General features: G+C 67.5%; 19 protein-coding genes. 7 read left to right on the top strand and 12 right to left on the bottom strand.

What is annotated here, in order from left to right:
• Positions 1–22: 22 nt before the first annotated feature.
• Positions 23–1012 carry a DMT family transporter gene (locus tag ACFWO8_RS03630; protein ID WP_378941101.1) on the bottom strand — a complete coding sequence of 330 codons (990 nt, stop codon included), beginning with the start codon at positions 1010–1012 and terminating at the stop codon, positions 23–25.
• A 38-nt stretch (positions 1013–1050) separates the two neighbouring features.
• On the opposite strand from ACFWO8_RS03630, the gene ACFWO8_RS03625 reads away from it, so the two are divergent.
• Positions 1051–1581: a CGNR zinc finger domain-containing protein gene (locus tag ACFWO8_RS03625; RefSeq protein WP_378941099.1), complete on the top strand. Its 531-nt coding sequence runs from the start codon at positions 1051–1053 to the stop codon at positions 1579–1581.
• A 39-nt stretch (positions 1582–1620) separates the two neighbouring features.
• Here the strand turns inward: ACFWO8_RS03625 and ACFWO8_RS03620 are convergent, their stop codons facing one another.
• The gene (locus tag ACFWO8_RS03620) at positions 1621–2292 is read right to left on the bottom strand and encodes a TetR/AcrR family transcriptional regulator C-terminal domain-containing protein (protein WP_378941097.1); all 672 of its coding nucleotides are present in this window, start codon (positions 2290–2292) and stop codon (positions 1621–1623) included.
• Between the two features lie 114 nt (positions 2293–2406).
• Between ACFWO8_RS03620 and ACFWO8_RS03615 the strand changes: the two genes are divergently transcribed.
• Positions 2407–2925, top strand: coding sequence for a hypothetical protein (locus ACFWO8_RS03615; RefSeq protein WP_378941095.1), 519 nt, complete (start codon positions 2407–2409; stop codon positions 2923–2925).
• A gap of 23 nt (positions 2926–2948) precedes the next feature.
• Positions 2949–4280, top strand: a complete 1332-nt coding sequence (locus tag ACFWO8_RS03610; RefSeq protein ID WP_378941093.1) for a serine hydrolase domain-containing protein — start codon at positions 2949–2951, stop codon at positions 4278–4280.
• Positions 4281–4343: 63 nt separating this feature from the next.
• Here the strand turns inward: ACFWO8_RS03610 and ACFWO8_RS03605 are convergent, their stop codons facing one another.
• The 3 genes from ACFWO8_RS03605 to ACFWO8_RS03595 all read right to left on the bottom strand — a co-directional run bounded on the left by ACFWO8_RS03605 (position 4344) and on the right by ACFWO8_RS03595 (position 7202).
• Positions 4344–5024 carry a hypothetical protein gene (locus ACFWO8_RS03605; protein ID WP_378941091.1) on the bottom strand — a complete coding sequence of 227 codons (681 nt, stop codon included), beginning with the start codon at positions 5022–5024 and terminating at the stop codon, positions 4344–4346.
• 155 nt (positions 5025–5179) lie between these two features.
• Entirely contained in the window at positions 5180–5821 is a 642-nt protein-coding gene (locus ACFWO8_RS03600) for a hypothetical protein (RefSeq protein ID WP_378941089.1), read from the bottom strand.
• 106 nt (positions 5822–5927) lie between these two features.
• Entirely contained in the window at positions 5928–7202 is a 1275-nt protein-coding gene (locus tag ACFWO8_RS03595; RefSeq protein WP_378943136.1) for an FAD-dependent oxidoreductase, read from the bottom strand.
• Positions 7203–7308: 106 nt separating this feature from the next.
• On the opposite strand from ACFWO8_RS03595, the gene ACFWO8_RS03590 reads away from it, so the two are divergent.
• Positions 7309–7641: an ArsR/SmtB family transcription factor gene (locus ACFWO8_RS03590; protein WP_378941087.1), complete on the top strand. Its 333-nt coding sequence runs from the start codon at positions 7309–7311 to the stop codon at positions 7639–7641.
• Positions 7638–8117 (top strand): SRPBCC family protein, encoded by a 480-nt coding sequence (locus ACFWO8_RS03585; protein WP_378941085.1) that lies wholly within the window; start codon positions 7638–7640, stop codon positions 8115–8117. Before ACFWO8_RS03590 ends, ACFWO8_RS03585 begins: the two co-directional genes overlap by 4 nt.
• 161 nt (positions 8118–8278) lie before the next feature.
• Here ACFWO8_RS03585 and ACFWO8_RS03580 read toward each other — a convergent pair whose 3' ends face one another.
• From ACFWO8_RS03580 to ACFWO8_RS03560, 5 genes are all read right to left on the bottom strand, one after another.
• Positions 8279–9268 (bottom strand): pirin family protein, encoded by a 990-nt coding sequence (locus ACFWO8_RS03580; RefSeq protein WP_378941083.1) that lies wholly within the window; start codon positions 9266–9268, stop codon positions 8279–8281.
• Entirely contained in the window at positions 9265–9579 is a 315-nt protein-coding gene (locus ACFWO8_RS03575; protein WP_378941081.1) for a GNAT family N-acetyltransferase, read from the bottom strand. Before ACFWO8_RS03575 ends, ACFWO8_RS03580 begins: the two co-directional genes overlap by 4 nt.
• A gap of 10 nt (positions 9580–9589) precedes the next feature.
• Positions 9590–10606, bottom strand: a complete 1017-nt coding sequence (locus ACFWO8_RS03570) for an aldo/keto reductase (protein WP_378941079.1) — start codon at positions 10604–10606, stop codon at positions 9590–9592.
• Positions 10603–11064: a MerR family transcriptional regulator gene (locus ACFWO8_RS03565; protein ID WP_378941077.1), complete on the bottom strand. Its 462-nt coding sequence runs from the start codon at positions 11062–11064 to the stop codon at positions 10603–10605. The genes ACFWO8_RS03570 and ACFWO8_RS03565 overlap by 4 nt, the downstream gene beginning before the upstream one ends.
• A gap of 90 nt (positions 11065–11154) precedes the next feature.
• Positions 11155–11523, bottom strand: a complete 369-nt coding sequence (locus ACFWO8_RS03560) for a VOC family protein (RefSeq protein WP_378941075.1) — start codon at positions 11521–11523, stop codon at positions 11155–11157.
• 106 nt (positions 11524–11629) lie between these two features.
• Here ACFWO8_RS03560 and ACFWO8_RS03555 point away from each other — a divergent pair, with 106 nt between their 5' ends.
• Entirely contained in the window at positions 11630–11833 is a 204-nt protein-coding gene (locus ACFWO8_RS03555; protein ID WP_378913265.1) for a hypothetical protein, read from the top strand.
• 14 nt (positions 11834–11847) lie between these two features.
• Here ACFWO8_RS03555 and ACFWO8_RS03550 read toward each other — a convergent pair whose 3' ends face one another.
• Positions 11848–12339, bottom strand: a complete 492-nt coding sequence (locus ACFWO8_RS03550; RefSeq protein WP_378941073.1) for a SixA phosphatase family protein — start codon at positions 12337–12339, stop codon at positions 11848–11850.
• A gap of 157 nt (positions 12340–12496) precedes the next feature.
• Between ACFWO8_RS03550 and ACFWO8_RS03545 the strand changes: the two genes are divergently transcribed.
• Positions 12497–14164: an FAD-dependent oxidoreductase gene (locus tag ACFWO8_RS03545; RefSeq protein ID WP_378941071.1), complete on the top strand. Its 1668-nt coding sequence runs from the start codon at positions 12497–12499 to the stop codon at positions 14162–14164.
• Positions 14165–14339: 175 nt separating this feature from the next.
• Here the strand turns inward: ACFWO8_RS03545 and ACFWO8_RS03540 are convergent, their stop codons facing one another.
• Positions 14340–15113, bottom strand: coding sequence for an acyl-[acyl-carrier-protein] thioesterase (locus ACFWO8_RS03540; protein WP_378941069.1), 774 nt, complete (start codon positions 15111–15113; stop codon positions 14340–14342).
• Between the last annotated feature and the right edge of the window lie 150 nt (positions 15114–15263).

Genomic DNA, 15263 nt, shown 5'->3' with positions numbered 1-15263 from the left:
AACTTATATTGAGGGTGATCGATCAGGATCCTTGCTCGGTCCGAGTCGCCGGGGTGTCTGCCGGTGTCTCGGGGTCGCCGAGGGCGGGGGCGCCGGGTTCGCCGAGGCGGACGATGACGACTCCGATGAGAATCAAAGCGCCGCCGAGCAATTGGATCGGGCGGGGAGCTTCGCCCAGGAGGGCCCAGGCGAAGATCAGGGCGGCGAGGACTTCGGTGAGGGCGACGAAGGAGGCCAGGCGGGAGCCGAGGCGGCGGGTGGCGGCGATGCCGGTGACGTAGGCGATGGCGGCGGTGACTATGCCGATGAGGAGGATGGGGATCCACCAGGGGGTGGTGAAGTCGGCGAAAGCGACGGGTTCGGTGGTGGCGCGCAGGGGGACGATGCCGACGAGGCCTGCCAGGATCAGGGTGAGGCCGCCGATCAGGAGGCCGCCGCAGGCCAGGACGGTGCCGGGGAGGTCGCCGCCCTGGGCGGAGAGGACGAAATAGGCTGCGGCGCCGACCATGGCGGCAAGGGCCCAGGCGATGCCGATCGGGTCGGTCGACAGTCCCGAGGCCACATCGAGGACGAGGAGCAGTCCGGTGATGCCGAGAACCGCGCCGCCGATTGTGGCCGCGCCGGGCTGTTGCCGGTGGCGCAACCACAACCAGCCGACCACAGCGATCGGCGCGGTGTATTCGATCAGCAGCGCGGCGCCGACTTCCATGTGTGCGACGGCGTTGAAGTAGGCGAGCTGGGTGCCTGCCACGGCGACCAGCCCATACGCGCCGATGAGACTCGCATTGGCGCGCACCAGTTTCCAGTTGCCGCGCAGCTGGGGGAGCGCGAGCGGCAGGAGTACCACCCCGGCGAGGATGACCCGTGCGGCGACGACGGCGGCCGCACTCCACCCTGCGTTCATCAGCCCACGCGCGAGCGGACCGGACAGCCCGAACGAGGTGGCCGACGTCAGCGCGAGCAACAGCCCGGAACGCATCCGGATCGCGCTGTCATGAGTCAAAGTCGCCATGACTAATGACGGTAAGCAGCCTGCGGTAATATGTCAATGTGGTTTTTGCTCATGACACCGAGGCGGCCCTGCTGGCGGCGGTCGAACTGGTCAATTCCGCCGAAGACCCCGACACGTTGACCGAAACGACCCAGCTCGCCGAGTTCTTCGAACGACACGTCTACACGGGCGCGCATACCGGCGGCCCCGCGGAGTTGGCCGCTGTCCGCGCCTTGCGCGCGCCACTCCGCGCGATGCTCACCAGCGACCGCGATGCCGCCGTCACCCTCGTGAACGAGACCCTCGCCGAGCACCGCGCGGTGCCGCAGCTGGTCTGCCACGGCGACGTGGATTACCACGTGCACGCGGTCCCGCCGCAAGCCCCACTTCCGGTCCGCGTCGCCGTTGAAACCGCGATGGCGATGATCGATCTCATCCGCGCCGACGACATGAGCCGCCTGTCGATCTGTGCCGACGCCGACTGTGCGGGACTGGTGCTCGACCTGTCTCGCAACCGTTCCCGCCGCTATTGCAGCACCGCCTGCGGCAACCGCAACGCTGTCGCCGCCTACCGCGCGCGTCAGAAGTAGCCCGCCGCAACGCGATCCGGCGTGCGGAGCTGCCGCGATCTAGCCGCTCGACAGCCGTTCCGCGAGCCCGTCGAGCAACGCCGCGAGTCCGAACTCGAAACTCGCCACGGCCGTGAGGGTATCCATATCGGCGCGCTCCAGCCGCGCCCGCAGCCGCGGGTATGGCTGCGCGATCTCGCCCGCCTCGTCGAGCGCGGCCTGTAATTCGACCGCCGGATCGCGATCTCCGCGCCCGAGCCGCCGCCGCAGTGACACGTCGGCCGCGGCGCCGGCCGCGCTGCCGAGGATCAGCGTGAACACCGCCCCCATCGCTTGGTCGGCGGCGTCGTCGACGAACCCGGCGTTCTCGTACACCGTGAGCGCGACCTCATCGTGGCGAGCCTTGTTCGGCCCGTAGAGCAGGTAGCTCGACTGGGCCTGCGCCAGCCAGGGATGCCTGGTGATGGTTGTGTACAACCCGCGAGCCAGCTGTTCGGCGGCCGCGCGCCAGTCGGGCGAGCCGGGATCGGGCAGGGCGATTTCGCCCCAGGTCTCGTCGGCGGCCAGGCGGATCAGGTTGTCCTTGTTCTTCACATGCCAGTACATCGCGGTCGGCGCGGAGTCGAGCCGCTTGCCGAGGCTGCGCATGTTCAGCCCGTCCAAGCCCTCTTCGTCGAGTAGCTCGATCGCGGTGGCGACGATCTGTTCGCGGGTCAATGTCTCACGCGGCATGTCCCAACCTTAGGGGCTCGCCTGGCACTTTCACAAAGTTCAAGAAATCTCTTGCACTTAGTTCAAGTCGCGAGCTATTCTACTTTTACATAGTTCAAGAAGGGATTGACCAGCATGAACGTCCTCCTCGCCACCATCGCCCTCGCCATCGCCGCCGCCTTCGTGAGCATGCCGATCGTGCGCAATCGCTACGGCGCGGCCGCCATGGCCACCGCCGAGTCCGAGCTGGCCCGGCAGGGCGTGCGTACCACCGCGCTCACCGAGAACGGCATGCGGTTCGACGCCAGCGGCCATGAGAGCGCCGCGCCATTGAGCGTCGCCGCGATCATGATCGCGCTCGCCGGGGTCAACCTCGCTGACCTGGCCGTCGCCCGGCCGCTGAACTGGGTGCTGTTGACGCTGGTTCTGCTCGGCAACAGCGTCATCGTCTACAGCAATCACACCGCCGTGAGCTCGGTGCGCGCCGCGTTCCGCCGCAAGGCTGATCCCGAACTGATCCGCATCGACGTTCCCGCACTGCTCGCAGCCGCCGAATCCGGCTTCCCCGCCTGGACCTGGACGCTGCAGACGCTGCGCAACATCACCGTCTTCGGCGGCACCATCCTCGGCCTCGCCGCCCTCGCCCTTTCCTGATACTGCACGCAAGGAGAAGAACCATGTCCGCTCTCGCCCAGTTCATCGCCGCTACCGCCACCGAATTCGGCATCCCCGGCGTAGCCGTCGGCGTTTTCGCCGACGGTCACGAGATCTTCGCGACGCACGGCGTCACCGGCATCGACAACCCGCTTCCCATCACCCCCGACACCCTGTTCGCCGCTGGTTCGATCACCAAACCGGTGACCGCGACCGCGCTGATGCGGCTGGTCGCCGACGGTAGAATCGACCTGAATGCGCCTGTGCGGCAGTATGTTCCGGATTTCACCGCTTCGACCGACATCACCGTCGCGACCCTGCTCAACCACACCGCGGGCCTGGACTGGAACCTCCTCGTCGACACCGGCGAGGGTGACGACGCGCTCGCCGAGTTCGCCCGCCAATTGAGCGATCTCCCGCCGATCGGCAAGCCCGGCGAACGCTCCTCCTACAGCCAGGCCGGTTTCAACCTCCTCGGCCGGGTCATCGAAACCGTCACCGGACAGAGTTTCGAGAGCGCGGTCCACGATCTCGTGCTCGCGCCAGTCGGGATGAACGACAGCGTCTTTCAGCTCTCCGACGTCATCACCCGCCGATTCGCGATCGGCCACGAACTCGGCGCCGACCACGACGTGAGCGTCGTCCGGCCATGGAAGGGCAACCGCGCCAACAATCCTGGCGGTGGCCTGGCCACGACCGTCGCCGATCAGCTGCGGTGGATGCGTGTCCACCTGGGAAACAGTGACGTGCTGCCCGCCGACATGCTCACCCGCATGCAGGAGCCGACCGTGCAGCTGCGGGCCAGTTCGCTCGGCGACGCGATCGGCCTGTGCTGGTTCGTTCGAGACATCGACGGTGTCCGCACCATCGGCCACGGCGGTTCGGGCTTCGGGCAGTTCGCCGAACTGCTTCTCATCCCCGAACGCGACTTCGCGGTGGTCGTGATGGCCAATGCCGGTCCCGATGGCATCGCGTGCAACCAGCGGATCGTCCGCTGGATCCTCGCGCACTACCTCGGCATCGACGATGTCGACCCGACACCGCTGCCTTTCGACGCCACGGCCGCGGCGGAACTGCTCGGCCGCTATGAGATCGACGCGATGACCTTCGACATCACCGCGACCCCAACGAGTCTGGTCCTCGAGGTCAGGATCAAGCCGGAGCTGCGCGCGGCCGACCAGGCGCTCCCGCCCGACCACGCGCCGTTCGAGTTCGGCCTGCTGCCGGGCGCCGGCGACGAATACATCGTCACCTCAGGAGCTTTCGTCGGTCAGCGTGGGTACTTCAGCCGTGACGAGGACGGCGCGGTGATCGGCGTCGACCTGGCAGGCCGGTTGTTCACGCGCATCAGCTAACCCGAGTCGGGCAGACCGCCGGGGTTTCGATTACCCGGCGGTACGGCCGTGCCGACAGTGCGCCTACCGGACCTTCGGGCACTTCTTCCCCGCCAGATGACACTTGTCCTCGAACCCGGCGGGCAGCCAGGTGCCGGTTTTCAACTGCGGGTGATGCGGAAAGTGCTGGAGCGCGGCAGTGACGAAAAGCAGTACCGCCCAGGGACTCTGGACCTGGATCTGCTGCAACTTGCCTTCCTGGTCGGGGAACCGGCAGCCGATCCGGTCCGGCGCGGTGAGGTCGATGGACTCGAGTGCCGACCAGTACAGCGAGAACGACCGTTCGGGGTTGGTCAGGTGCAACCGCCGGTCCGAGATCATCACCGACCCGGCCCGCTCGGCCACCCAGCGCGGTTGCGCGGCGGCCGCTGCTTGCGCGCGCCGCGTGCGGTTCACGACCGCATTGCCCAACTGCGCGGCCGCCGAGATCGGAGGCGTACCGGTGACGGGGGCCTGACGACGAGTCCGGCTGCCGTCGCCCGTCGCCCGCCACGTGTACCAGTTGACCGTCCCTTCGGCCAGGCCGACCTCACCGGGCTCGGTCCGCACCCGCGTCGCCGTGTGCGGGATCAGCGCCACCTCACCGCGCGCCAGTAGATCGGCCACCCCGCAGGTGTACAGCAGGTAGTCGTCGAACCACGTCCACCCGGCCTGTTCGGCCAGGGCGCGTTCGATATCGGCCAGCGGGTCGAACACCACTCTCATCACCACCCACCCGTGCGGACTTCTGCCCTCAACGTTAGCGGAGAAGGGCGACGGGATCAGCGTTGCCGGCGCACCGCACGGGTTCTACGTGCTGATGATTCCCGTCGAATTGCTGGTCCCGGCGGCCCGGCGAGGACCCACAACGCAATAGGCGATCAGGGTGCTCCGGTGACATAAGCCAGCGCGGTGTCGATCGCGGGCTGGCCGCCTGCCAAGGCGTACCCGGCGAGTGCGCCGATCGCCGCGCCCGCCACGGTGGCGACCGGGACGGTGATGAAGTCGAGAATGAACAGGCCGAGCGGGAAGCCGAGAATGAAACCGATGGCGGCCCCGATGGCGGCACCCTCGATGATCTTCGGTTGCAGGCGTTGGGTTTCGGCGAAGAAGCGTTCCTGTGCGCTGATGTCGCGCACCGGTGCGGTGGATTCGCTGACCGGGGTGAGAGTCAGGCTGGTGCCCTTCTCGTCGATCGACGGTGTGAGCGGCACCGTGTGCTCGCCGACGCGCACGACCATCGGCAGCGCGGCGAGTACCGTACCCGATTCATCGGTCACCGCGACAACTTTCGCGTCGTGGACGAGCTGGAACCGCCCCGCGTCGATGCTGGTGACCACCGCGCGCCGATCGTCGGTCGCGCTCACCTGGTAGTTCACGCCCTTGTCCACCCCGCGCAGCGAAGGTGCCGGAGTCGGCTGTTCGGCGACAACCGGAGCGGGCTCGGCGTGCCCGTTTCCGGCTGCCGCCACGATGACCCCCATCGCGAGCAGTGCAGCCCCGACCCCAGTGCCGATCCTCATCCCGCAAGCCTCCTGCTGCTTCATCCGGTCCGATTAGTCCGGTTCGTCGCGGCAAACCTAGCCGTTGTGGCCCTTTTCGGAAAGTCGGCTGGGGGCGGTAGGGGGATCAGCGCGTCGCGTGCGCCGGTTCGGCGCCGGTCCGGGGACGTCGCGCGAACTCCGGTGCGTGCTCGGGACGCAGGCCGATGCCGCCGAGGTAGGCGGTGAGTCCGGCGAGCGCGGGCACGGCGTCGACGATACGCAGCGGCAGCGGTGCGGTGTGCAGGGTTCCCCGCAACGCGGGCCCGATGAGCATGTCGTGCTCGCCGCGCTGGGATCGCTGGGTGAAGCTCGCGGGCAACATCCGCCTGCGCTGCACTCTTTCCAGGTCGGCGGTCTGCACGGTGCCGTCGAGCAGTGGCTGCGCCAGGACGCGCGCGGCCGCCACCGCGTCCTGCACCGCGAGGTTGACCCCGACCCCACCGACCGGTGACATCGTGTGCGCCGCATCGCCGATGCACAGCAGGCCGGGCACATACCACCGGTCGAGCATGCCCACCGTGACCTCGAGCAGCTTGACGTCGTCCCAGGTCTGGATCGCCGCCGTCGCCTCGGTGGACCAGCCGAAGAGTTCGGTGACGCGATCGCGCAGCCAGCGCACCTCGTGTGCGGCGCGAAGCTCTGCGTCGCAACCCTTTTCGATGATGTAGCCGGTCTGGTAGTAGTCGCCGCGGTCGATGGCCACCGCGGAGTTGCCGCTGGTGAAGCGGGCCTGTACGGCCCCGCCGTCGATATCGTCCACGGCTTTGGGGATGCGGAAGAACCACATGTCCATCGGCACGTCCTCCATCCGCTGACGCAGGCCTGCGGCCTCGCGTGCCACGGAATCGCGTCCGTCGCACGCGATCACGAGATCGGCGCGTAACGCGTGTTCGACACCGTCGGCATCGAGGTAGCGCACGCCTGCTACCTGGCCCGCCTCGTCGATCAACCCGATCGCGGTCGATCGCATGCGCAATGTGAAGGCGGGTTCCTCGGCGGCGGCGCTGGTCAGCAGGTCGAGGAAGTCCCATTGCGGCACCATGGCGATGTGCCGGTACTTGCCGGGAATCCGCGTGAGATCGGCGGCGATCACCATGCGGTCGCCCGCGTATATGCACATTCGGGTCAGCTCGGAGCGCGGCAACCTGGCGAACTCGGCGCCGAGCCCCAGTTCGTCGATCAGCCGCACCGTCGACGGGTGCACCGTGTCACCACGGAAATCCCGGATGAAGTCGGCATGTTTTTCCAGCACGGTGACTTCGACACCGGCTCTGGCCAGGAGTAGGCCTGCCATCGTGCCCGCGGGGCCACCGCCGACGATGCAGCATGTGGTCTTGTCCATGAGTTCCCCCTCGATGATGTCCCACCACGTTCTACGACAAAGCGTAGTAGTAAATCCGTTGGCACGTCCAGGGTTTGCCGAAAGGCTCTTGACCGAAGGGGATCGCTGCGCAATACTGAACTAGATGGTTCAGTATGACTTCCTAGACGCCTCGTTCGGGGCGCTCGCGGACCCCACCCGGCGGGGCATCCTCGAGCAGCTCGGGCGTGGGCCCGCGAGTATCAGCGAGTTGGCCGAGCAGTTCGAGATGACCTTGACCGGCATCAAGAAGCACATCGGATTGCTCGAGGACGCGGGCATGGTGGTCACCGAGAAGCGTGGGCGGGTGCGGTACTGCCGCATTTCCGAGCGCGTCTTCGATCGTGAGGTGGCCTGGATGCAGGGTTATCGGCAGATGCTGGAGGCCCGGATGGACCGTCTCGGTGAATTCCTGCAACGAACGGAGCCAGAGCAATGAGCACAACCATCAAGGACGCGGTCATCACCTCCACCTCGGACCGCGAAGTCCACATCGAACGCGATTTCGACGCGCCGCTGGACCGGGTGTGGGATGCCTACAGCCGCATCGAGCAGCTCTCGCGCTGGTGGGGTCGCGGGCACGTGATCGACGTCGAGCGCTGGGAGTTCCGCAAGGGCGGGCACTGGCGTTTCGTCGAACACGAGGGCGACGAGTCCTACGGATTCGAAGGCCGCTTCCGCGAGATCACCCCGAAGGAACGCATCGTGCAGTCCTTCGAATGGGACGGCATGCCCGCCCACATCTCCATCGACGACACCACCTTCATCGACCTCGGCGACGGCCGCACCAGAGTCGTCACCGACAGCGTCTTCCACACGGCCGAGGAATGCGCGGGCATGCTGGCCTCGGGCATGGAGGGCGGCCTCAACGACAGCTACCGCGCCCTCGACGCCCTGCTTGCCGGCGGTCGCTGATCGCGCGCACCCGATGCGGCGCTGGGAGCCCGCACCCGATGTGGCGCGGGAGCCCGCATCGGGTGCAGGCGCGGTCTGATCCAGGTTCGGCTGCGGTCGGAGGTTTCGGCTCGTGCGCAGGTTGATTCAGGGTGCGAAGGCGAATCGACCGCGGTGCCGAGTCAGAGGTGAGTGCAGCCGGTCGCTCGTTTGCGCGGCTTCAAACGCAACGGCGGCAGTGGCGGGGCGGGTATCCGCTCGTCCGGGCCGTGGCCGACGACCAACGGAAAGCGGCTGCTGTCGCGGGCTTCCCAGGCCTGGCGGGCAGCGACGATCTCGTCGTGGCTGCGGCCGACGAAGTTCCACCACATCACCAGCTCCTCGGCGAGTGGTTCGCCGCCGACCAGCGCGAAATGCGCGCCGTCGGTGCTGGACAGGCGCAGCTCGGTGCGGTCGGTACCCAGGTACAGCAGCGGTCCCGCGGTGAGCTCGGTGCCGTCGACCGTCGCCGAACCCTCGATCACCAGCACCGCGTGCTCGAACGCGCGCTCCAGCGGCAGCCGCACCTCGGCGCCGGGATCGAGCACGATGTCGGCCCCGACGATCGGTGTGTAGGCCTTCGCCGGTGAGCGGACACCGCCCAGCGCGCCGATCAGCACGGTGGCGCGCAGTCCCGGCTCGGCGTAGATCGGCAGTTCGCGATGCTGCTCGAAATGTGGATCGATGCCGGTCGCGTGGCCGGGCAGCGCGATCCACAGCTGTAGGCCGTGGCCCGACTCGGCGCCGGGTACGCCGAACTCCGAGTGCGCGATGCCGCGACCGGAGGTCATCAGGTTCAGCTGGCCCGGTTCGATCTCGACGTCGGATCCCACCGAATCATGATGCCGGATGCGGCCGTCGAGCGGCCAGGTCACCGTCTGCAAGCCGATGTGCGGGTGCGGCAGGATGTCGGGGGAGGCGCCCGCCTCGGTCGCGGCGGCCGAACCGAACCGGTCGAGAAAACACCACGCGCCCACGGTCGGCAGATCCCGCTGCGGCAGTGTGCGTTCCACATACACTCCGCGCACGCCACCGAGCGGCACCTCCCTGGCCGGGTACAGCTCGGTGATCGGACCCGGGCGCGGCGACGGCTCACACAGCGCCTCGTCCGGGTCGATCTCCCTGTCGCTCACGGCGTGATGCCCTTGCCCACCACGTGCGCGTCGTACTCGGGGTGCTTGTCCAGCCAGCCGCGGATGAACGCGCAGTGCGCGGTGATGGTGCGTCCGCGCGCGATCACGTCCTCGATGGCCTGGCGGGCGAGAACCCCGCCGAGTCCCTTGCCCGCGAACGCGTCGTCGATCTCGGTGTGGATGAAATCGGTGTCGTTGTCGCGCTCGATGTACTCGGTGAAACCGGCGAGCTCATCGTCGAAGAACACGTCGTAGCGGTTCTTCTCGACGTTGCGCACGACGCGGCGCTGCGGATCGGTGGCCTCGGTCATGGCCGCGATCCTATTCGCGCCCGGCCGAGGTGAACGACATATCCGCGTAGCGGCTGCCTGCCACCTGCCCGGCGATCGGTTCCAGCGTCGCCAGTTCGTCGGCGGACAGGCGCACGGACGCCGCGGCGACATTATCGGCCAGCCTGGTCCGCTTGCGGGTGCCGGGGATCGGCACCACGGATACGTTGTGCGCACCCGCCCTCGCATGCACCCAGGCGAGCGCGGCTTGGGCCTGGGTGATGTCGTGCGCGGCGGCGATCGCGGCCAACGGCGCGAGCAATTCGGCGTTGTGCTGGGCATTGTCACCGGTGAAGCGGGGCTGGGACTGACGGAAGTCCTTGTCGCTCAGCTCTTTCGCCGAGGTGAACGCGCCGGTGAGAAAACCGCGACCCAGCGGCGAGTACGGCACGAACGCCACACCCAATTCGGCCGCGGCGGGCACCGCGGTGCGTTCCACGTCGCGGGAGAACAGCGACCATTCCGACTGCAGCGCCGCGATCGGGTGTACGGCGTGCGCGGCACGCAGCTCGTCGCCGGTCACCTCCGACAACCCGAGCGCCCGCACCTTGCCCGCCGCGACGAGTTCGGCCATCGTGGCGACGGTCTCCTCGATCGGGACCGCGGGGTCGCGCCGGTGCATGTAGTACAGGTCGATCGTGTCGACACCGAGCCTGCGCAGGCTGGCCTCGACCGACGCGCGGAGGTAGGCGGGGGAGTTGTCGAAGCCGCGAAAGGACGGGTCGTCGGCCTTGCGCACGATGCCGAATTTCGTGGCGATCAGCAGGTTCTCGCGGTTGGCGCGCACGAAATCGGCCAGGAATTCCTCGTTGTGGCCGGAGCCGTACACATCGGCGGTGTCGAACAGGGTGACGCCGAGTTCGAGCGCGTGGTCGAGGGTGGCCCGCGATTCGGCCGCATCGGTATCACCGTAGAACTCGCTGATGCCCATGCAGCCGAGCCCCTGTGTCCCGACCAGCGGTCCGTCGGCGCCCAGCGTGGTGGTCGGCAGTGTCGCGGTGGTGCTCATGTGTCGCTTCCTTCGCTCGTGTGCACGGTGATCGTGGCGGGACGGACCACATCGGATCGGCCTTCGTAGATGGCGATCTTGTAGTCGAGAACGGCCACGGTCTGCTGCAGCTCCGCGATTTTGTCGAGCACGTCGGATCTGGTCTGCCGGAACATCTCCAGCCGATCCGGGTAGGTCTGCTCACCTGCCCGTACCAGTTCGGCGTAGCGGATCATGTCGGCCACCGGCATGCCGGTGAGCCGCAGCCGCGCGATCAGCGCCAGCCACTCCAGGTCGCGATCGCTGAACCGGCGGTTGCCGGTGTGATCGCGACCGACGTAGCCCATCAGCCCGATCCGCTCGTACCAGCGCAGCGTGTCGCGGCTCAGCCCCGATCGTTGCGCCACCTCGCCGATCGAATACCTCGGGCGCTCGTGCTCGTCGTCGCTGTCGGCGCGTAGCGCTGCGTCCTGATCCATCGTGCTCGTCCCTTCCCGTGGAACTCCCTGGAGACGCTATCCACCTGGAGTGCACTCCAAGCAAGACCTATTCTCACGGGACGGGCGAATTCAGCTGTAGTTAGGCAGCTCCTGAATCGCCCACTTGTTGCCGTCGGGGTCGGCGAAGAAGGTGAACCGGCCCCAGCCCATGTCCTCGACGGGGGAGGCTTCCACGCCTGCCGCGATCAGCTGTTCATAGGCCTTGTCGGCGCTGGCAACGACCATCTGCATGCCCTCGACACTGCCCGGCGCGGCACTGGTGAGCCCGCGCCCGATGCAGATCGAACATCCCGAACCCGGCGGAGTGAGCTGCACGAACCGGATCTCCGGGCTCGGTGTGTGGTCGTGATCGGCGTTGAAGCCGATGCTGGTGTAGAAATCCTTGGCCCGGTCGACATCGGTGACCGGGATGGCAACGAGTTCGATTTTCCATTCCATGCGGTCAAGCATCGTTGCGGGGTCCGACAGAAACAAGGTGTGGATCACATGTCCGTGCGCGCCAAGCGTGTGTACCGGGGTCCCACAGAAACGTAGTGTGGATCACATGGCTGGTAAGGACATCGACCGCGTCAGGGCCCGCTCGGCTTGGGAAACGGTCAAGGAGAGCCCGGTGATCACCGCTATCGCCGTGGCGCCGGTGGTACTCGTGCTAGGCGTGGTCTGGGCGCTGACGAACGGATTCGTCGCGTTCCTGCTCCTCGCGCTGCTGGGGGTGGGCATCGTCGTCGGCGGCAAGTTGCTCAAGTGAGCCACCGCGGGAACTCAGCGCGGGACGTGGAATGACGTGAGTTCGCCCGTGCCGGGGCCGAGTTGTGCCCACGGTCGGTCGAACTCGAGCACCGCCAGCGCCGAGGTGGGGAACTTGCGGCTGAGTTCGGTCGCCTGATCGGATTCGCGGTTGCCCGCCAGTTCCCACGCGGTCCACGGGATCCCGGGTACATGGCCGACGATGAGCAGTGTCGAGATCGTGTCGTCGGTGAGCCCGATCAGCTCCATGAGGGTGTGTGGGTTCGCGTCGTAGATGTCGTCGGTGTATTCGACCGGCGCGGTGATGCCGGTGGCCGCGAGGGTCTGTCTGGTGCGCTCGGCGGTCGAGCAGCGCACGGCGTCGATGGGCGGCTGGGAGGCGCGCAGCCAGGCACCGGCCAGCGCCGCTTCGCGTTCGCCACGCGGTGCCAGCGGGCGCGCGTGGTCGTCGACATTGTCGGGGTAGGCCGATTTTCCGTGCCGCATCAAGATCAGGGTCACCACCATGAGAACACCGTAATCACTGGGCAGCGGTGAGGTCGCAGTCACACTCGAGGCACACTGAAAGGTGCGTCACCGATGATGCGTTCGCGGCTCACCCGTCGCGGGCCCGTCGCGGCGGCGCCTCGAGCCACCGACCACACATTTCGAGGATCTGCACCCTATGGCCTACGTCATCACGCAGCGTTGTTGCAACGACGCCAGCTGCGTCACCGAATGCCCGGTCGACTGCATCCGCCCGACTCCGGATCAACCGGAGTTCGCCACGGCGGAGATGCTGTACATCGACCCTGACACCTGCATCGACTGCGGTGCCTGCGTTGACGCGTGCCCGGTGGACGCGATCTTCTCCGAAGACGACCTGCTGGCCTCGCTGTCCAGGTATCGCGAGATCAACGCCGCCTATTTTCAGCGTCACCCGCTCGAGTCGAACTTCGACCCACTGAGTACGCCGGCCCGCCCGCCCAAGAGTCTGGGTACGCTGCGCGTCGCGATCGTCGGTGCGGGCCCCGCGGCCTGCTACGCCGCCGACGAACTGCTGCGGCGCAGCGATGTCGAGATCGAGATGTTCGACCGGCTGCCGACCCCGTGGGGCCTGGTGCGCGCGGGCGTAGCCCCCGATCACGCGGGCACCAAGGGCGTCGCCGAGATGTTCGAGTCGGCGTTCCGTCGCGACTCGCTGCAGTACTACCTCAATGTCGAGGTCGGCGAGCACATCGATCACCAGGAGCTCTTGGACCACCACCACGCGGTGATCTATGCCGTCGGTGCCTCGAGCGACCGCTCGCTCGACATCCCCGGCGAAGACCTGCCCGGCAGCCACTCGGCCACCGAGTTCGTGGCCTGGTACAACGGCCACCCCGACTTCGCCGAGCGCGAGTTCGATCTCTCCGGTGAGCGTGCGGTGATCGTCGGCAACGGCAACGTCGCCCTCGATGTGGCGCGCGTGCTCACCGGCCACCCCGACGAGCTCGCCAAGACCGACATCGCCGACCACGCGCTGGACGCCCTGCGCCGCAGCAATATTCGCGAGGTCGTGATTCTCGGTCGACGCGGCCCGCTGCAAGCCGCCTACAGTTCGCCGGAGTTCCTGGCGCTCACCCATCGCACCGGCGTGGATGTGATCGTCGACCCCGCCGATATCGAACTCGACCCGCACAGCCGTGCGGTGCTCGACGATCCGAACATCGAACCCTCGATGCGCCTGAAGTACGAACTCGCGCAAGAGTATTCGGTGGCGCAACCCGACCTGTCGAACAAGCGGATCGTGTTCCGCTACCTCACCGCGCCGACCGCCGTGCACGGCACCGACGCGGTTACCGCGATCGAGTTCGCGCACAACGAATTGACCGAGGAGAACGGGCAATTGGTGGCCACCGCCACCGACCGCACCGAAACGATCGACACCGGACTGGTACTGCGCTCGATCGGCTACCGCGGCGAACCCGTCGCCGGGCTGCCCTTCGACGAGCGTCGTGGCACGGTGCCGAGCGAGCACGGCCGGGTTCTCGACGCGACCGAGCCCGTCCCCGGCGTCTACGTCTCGGGCTGGATCAAGCGCGGCCCGCGCGGGGTGATCGGCTCCAACCGGGCCGACGCCGAGGAAACCGTCGAAGCGGTGATCGCCGACTTCATGGCGGGCAAACTCACCGCGCCGACCGGCGACCGGGCCGCACTGCGCGCGCTGCTCGAACAGCGTCAGCCCGATCTGGTCGACCGCAAGGGCTGGAAGACCATCGACCAGGCCGAGAAGACCGCGGGCAAGGCGGCAGGCAGGCCCCGGGTCAAGTTCACCACCCGCGCCGACCTGCTCAAGGCCGCAAAGGGTTAGCCGTAGATCCGGCAGGGGCCCACGCCCCTGCCGGGCACGGCGCCGAAGGGACGGCCGAAGGCCGGTTCTCGGCGCGCCTCCGCCGATGGACTGACCGAAGGGTGCGACGAAGGAGCGCCCGTAGGGAGGGAAGAGGTGGAGTCAAGCGCCGAGAACCGCGGCGCCAGCCGCCAAATTACACAGGCAGCGGCATGATTCTGACGACGGTCGTGGTGACGCCGCCGACCACGAACCACAGCCGCAGTACCACCTGCCCGGTCCGGTCGCCCGGTTCGTGGCGGGCGCGCACGGTGATGTGCTCGCGGGCCAGCACCGGCGCCACGTACTCGATCACGGCGCGGTGCGGTCCGGCGACCAGCTTCGGGAAGTCGACGAGGAACTGTTCGACGGCCTGCCAGTAGCAGGCATTGTTGACGTGGTTGTACTGGTCGATATCGGTCGCGCGGACCGGGAACGGCAGGTCGGTATCGGACTCGCGCGGCGCCGGATCGGTGAGATAGGGCCGCCAGCGCAGGCGATGCTCGTCGGTGGATCGGGCCAGATAGGCAAGGCCGTCGTCGCTGATCCGGGCGGGGAGGTTGCTCGATTCGCTGAGGTTGATCCAGAATCCCTCGGTCTCGATCAGCCCGCCGCGTTCGCTGGTGATCCGCGTGCGCATATTCGTCCACCGGGTGGACATCGACGAACACCAGCGCTCGAGATGCACGTGATCGGGCCACACGACCGGGCGGATCACATCGATGACGGTGCGGCGCACGATCCAGGTGGGATCGGTGAGATGCAGAGCGGTCTGGTTGAGCTCGTCCCAGGCGATATCGGACAGATACCGCGCCACGGCATCCAGGCGCAGTCGTTGATAAGGATCCACGTCGCCGGCCCGGACAGGCCACGCCGTGGCGAAACCCGTGCCCTCCTCGGGAAGCGGGGCCAGTGGCTGATCGAGTGACACGTGTGCTCCTTGCGCGACACACCAGGTGCGCCGCGACTTCTTGCGTAGTTCTGTAGACGACTTTACGGGTCGCAGATCACACCCTCGCGGCGAGTCGGGACTAGGGGTACCAGGTGCCGGTCACTAGGGAGGTCCGAACGCGGTTGTCCT

It is taken from the genome of Nocardia sp. NPDC058480 (assembly GCF_042720495.1).
GTDB lineage: Bacteria > Actinomycetota > Actinomycetes > Mycobacteriales > Mycobacteriaceae > Nocardia.
Note: the sequence above shows the minus strand (reverse complement) of the source record. Positions and strands in the feature narration are given on the sequence as shown.

Excerpts from the sequence above, each read along its gene's own strand:
- ACFWO8_RS03620 (WP_378941097.1), bottom strand. The coding sequence starts at position 2,292 with ATGCCGCGTGAGACATTGACCCGCGAACAGATCGTCGCCACCGCGATC.
- ACFWO8_RS03570 (WP_378941079.1), bottom strand. The coding sequence starts at position 10,606 with ATGAGCACCACCGCGACACTGCCGACCACCACGCTGGGCGCCGACGGA.
- ACFWO8_RS03605 (WP_378941091.1), bottom strand. The coding sequence starts at position 5,024 with ATGAGAGTGGTGTTCGACCCGCTGGCCGATATCGAACGCGCCCTGGCC.
- ACFWO8_RS03610 (WP_378941093.1), top strand. The coding sequence starts at position 2,949 with ATGTCCGCTCTCGCCCAGTTCATCGCCGCTACCGCCACCGAATTCGGC.
- ACFWO8_RS03590 (WP_378941087.1), top strand. The coding sequence starts at position 7,309 with ATGGTTCAGTATGACTTCCTAGACGCCTCGTTCGGGGCGCTCGCGGAC.
- ACFWO8_RS03615 (WP_378941095.1), top strand. The coding sequence starts at position 2,407 with ATGAACGTCCTCCTCGCCACCATCGCCCTCGCCATCGCCGCCGCCTTC.
- ACFWO8_RS03575 (WP_378941081.1), bottom strand. The coding sequence starts at position 9,579 with ATGACCGAGGCCACCGATCCGCAGCGCCGCGTCGTGCGCAACGTCGAG.
- ACFWO8_RS03560 (WP_378941075.1), bottom strand. The coding sequence starts at position 11,523 with ATGGAATGGAAAATCGAACTCGTTGCCATCCCGGTCACCGATGTCGAC.
- ACFWO8_RS03600 (WP_378941089.1), bottom strand. The coding sequence starts at position 5,821 with ATGAGGATCGGCACTGGGGTCGGGGCTGCACTGCTCGCGATGGGGGTC.
- ACFWO8_RS03630 (WP_378941101.1), bottom strand. The coding sequence starts at position 1,012 with ATGGCGACTTTGACTCATGACAGCGCGATCCGGATGCGTTCCGGGCTG.
- ACFWO8_RS03585 (WP_378941085.1), top strand. The coding sequence starts at position 7,638 with ATGAGCACAACCATCAAGGACGCGGTCATCACCTCCACCTCGGACCGC.
- ACFWO8_RS03565 (WP_378941077.1), bottom strand. The coding sequence starts at position 11,064 with ATGGATCAGGACGCAGCGCTACGCGCCGACAGCGACGACGAGCACGAG.
- ACFWO8_RS03555 (WP_378913265.1), top strand. The coding sequence starts at position 11,630 with ATGGCTGGTAAGGACATCGACCGCGTCAGGGCCCGCTCGGCTTGGGAA.
- ACFWO8_RS03550 (WP_378941073.1), bottom strand. The coding sequence starts at position 12,339 with ATGGTGGTGACCCTGATCTTGATGCGGCACGGAAAATCGGCCTACCCC.
- ACFWO8_RS03545 (WP_378941071.1), top strand. The coding sequence starts at position 12,497 with ATGGCCTACGTCATCACGCAGCGTTGTTGCAACGACGCCAGCTGCGTC.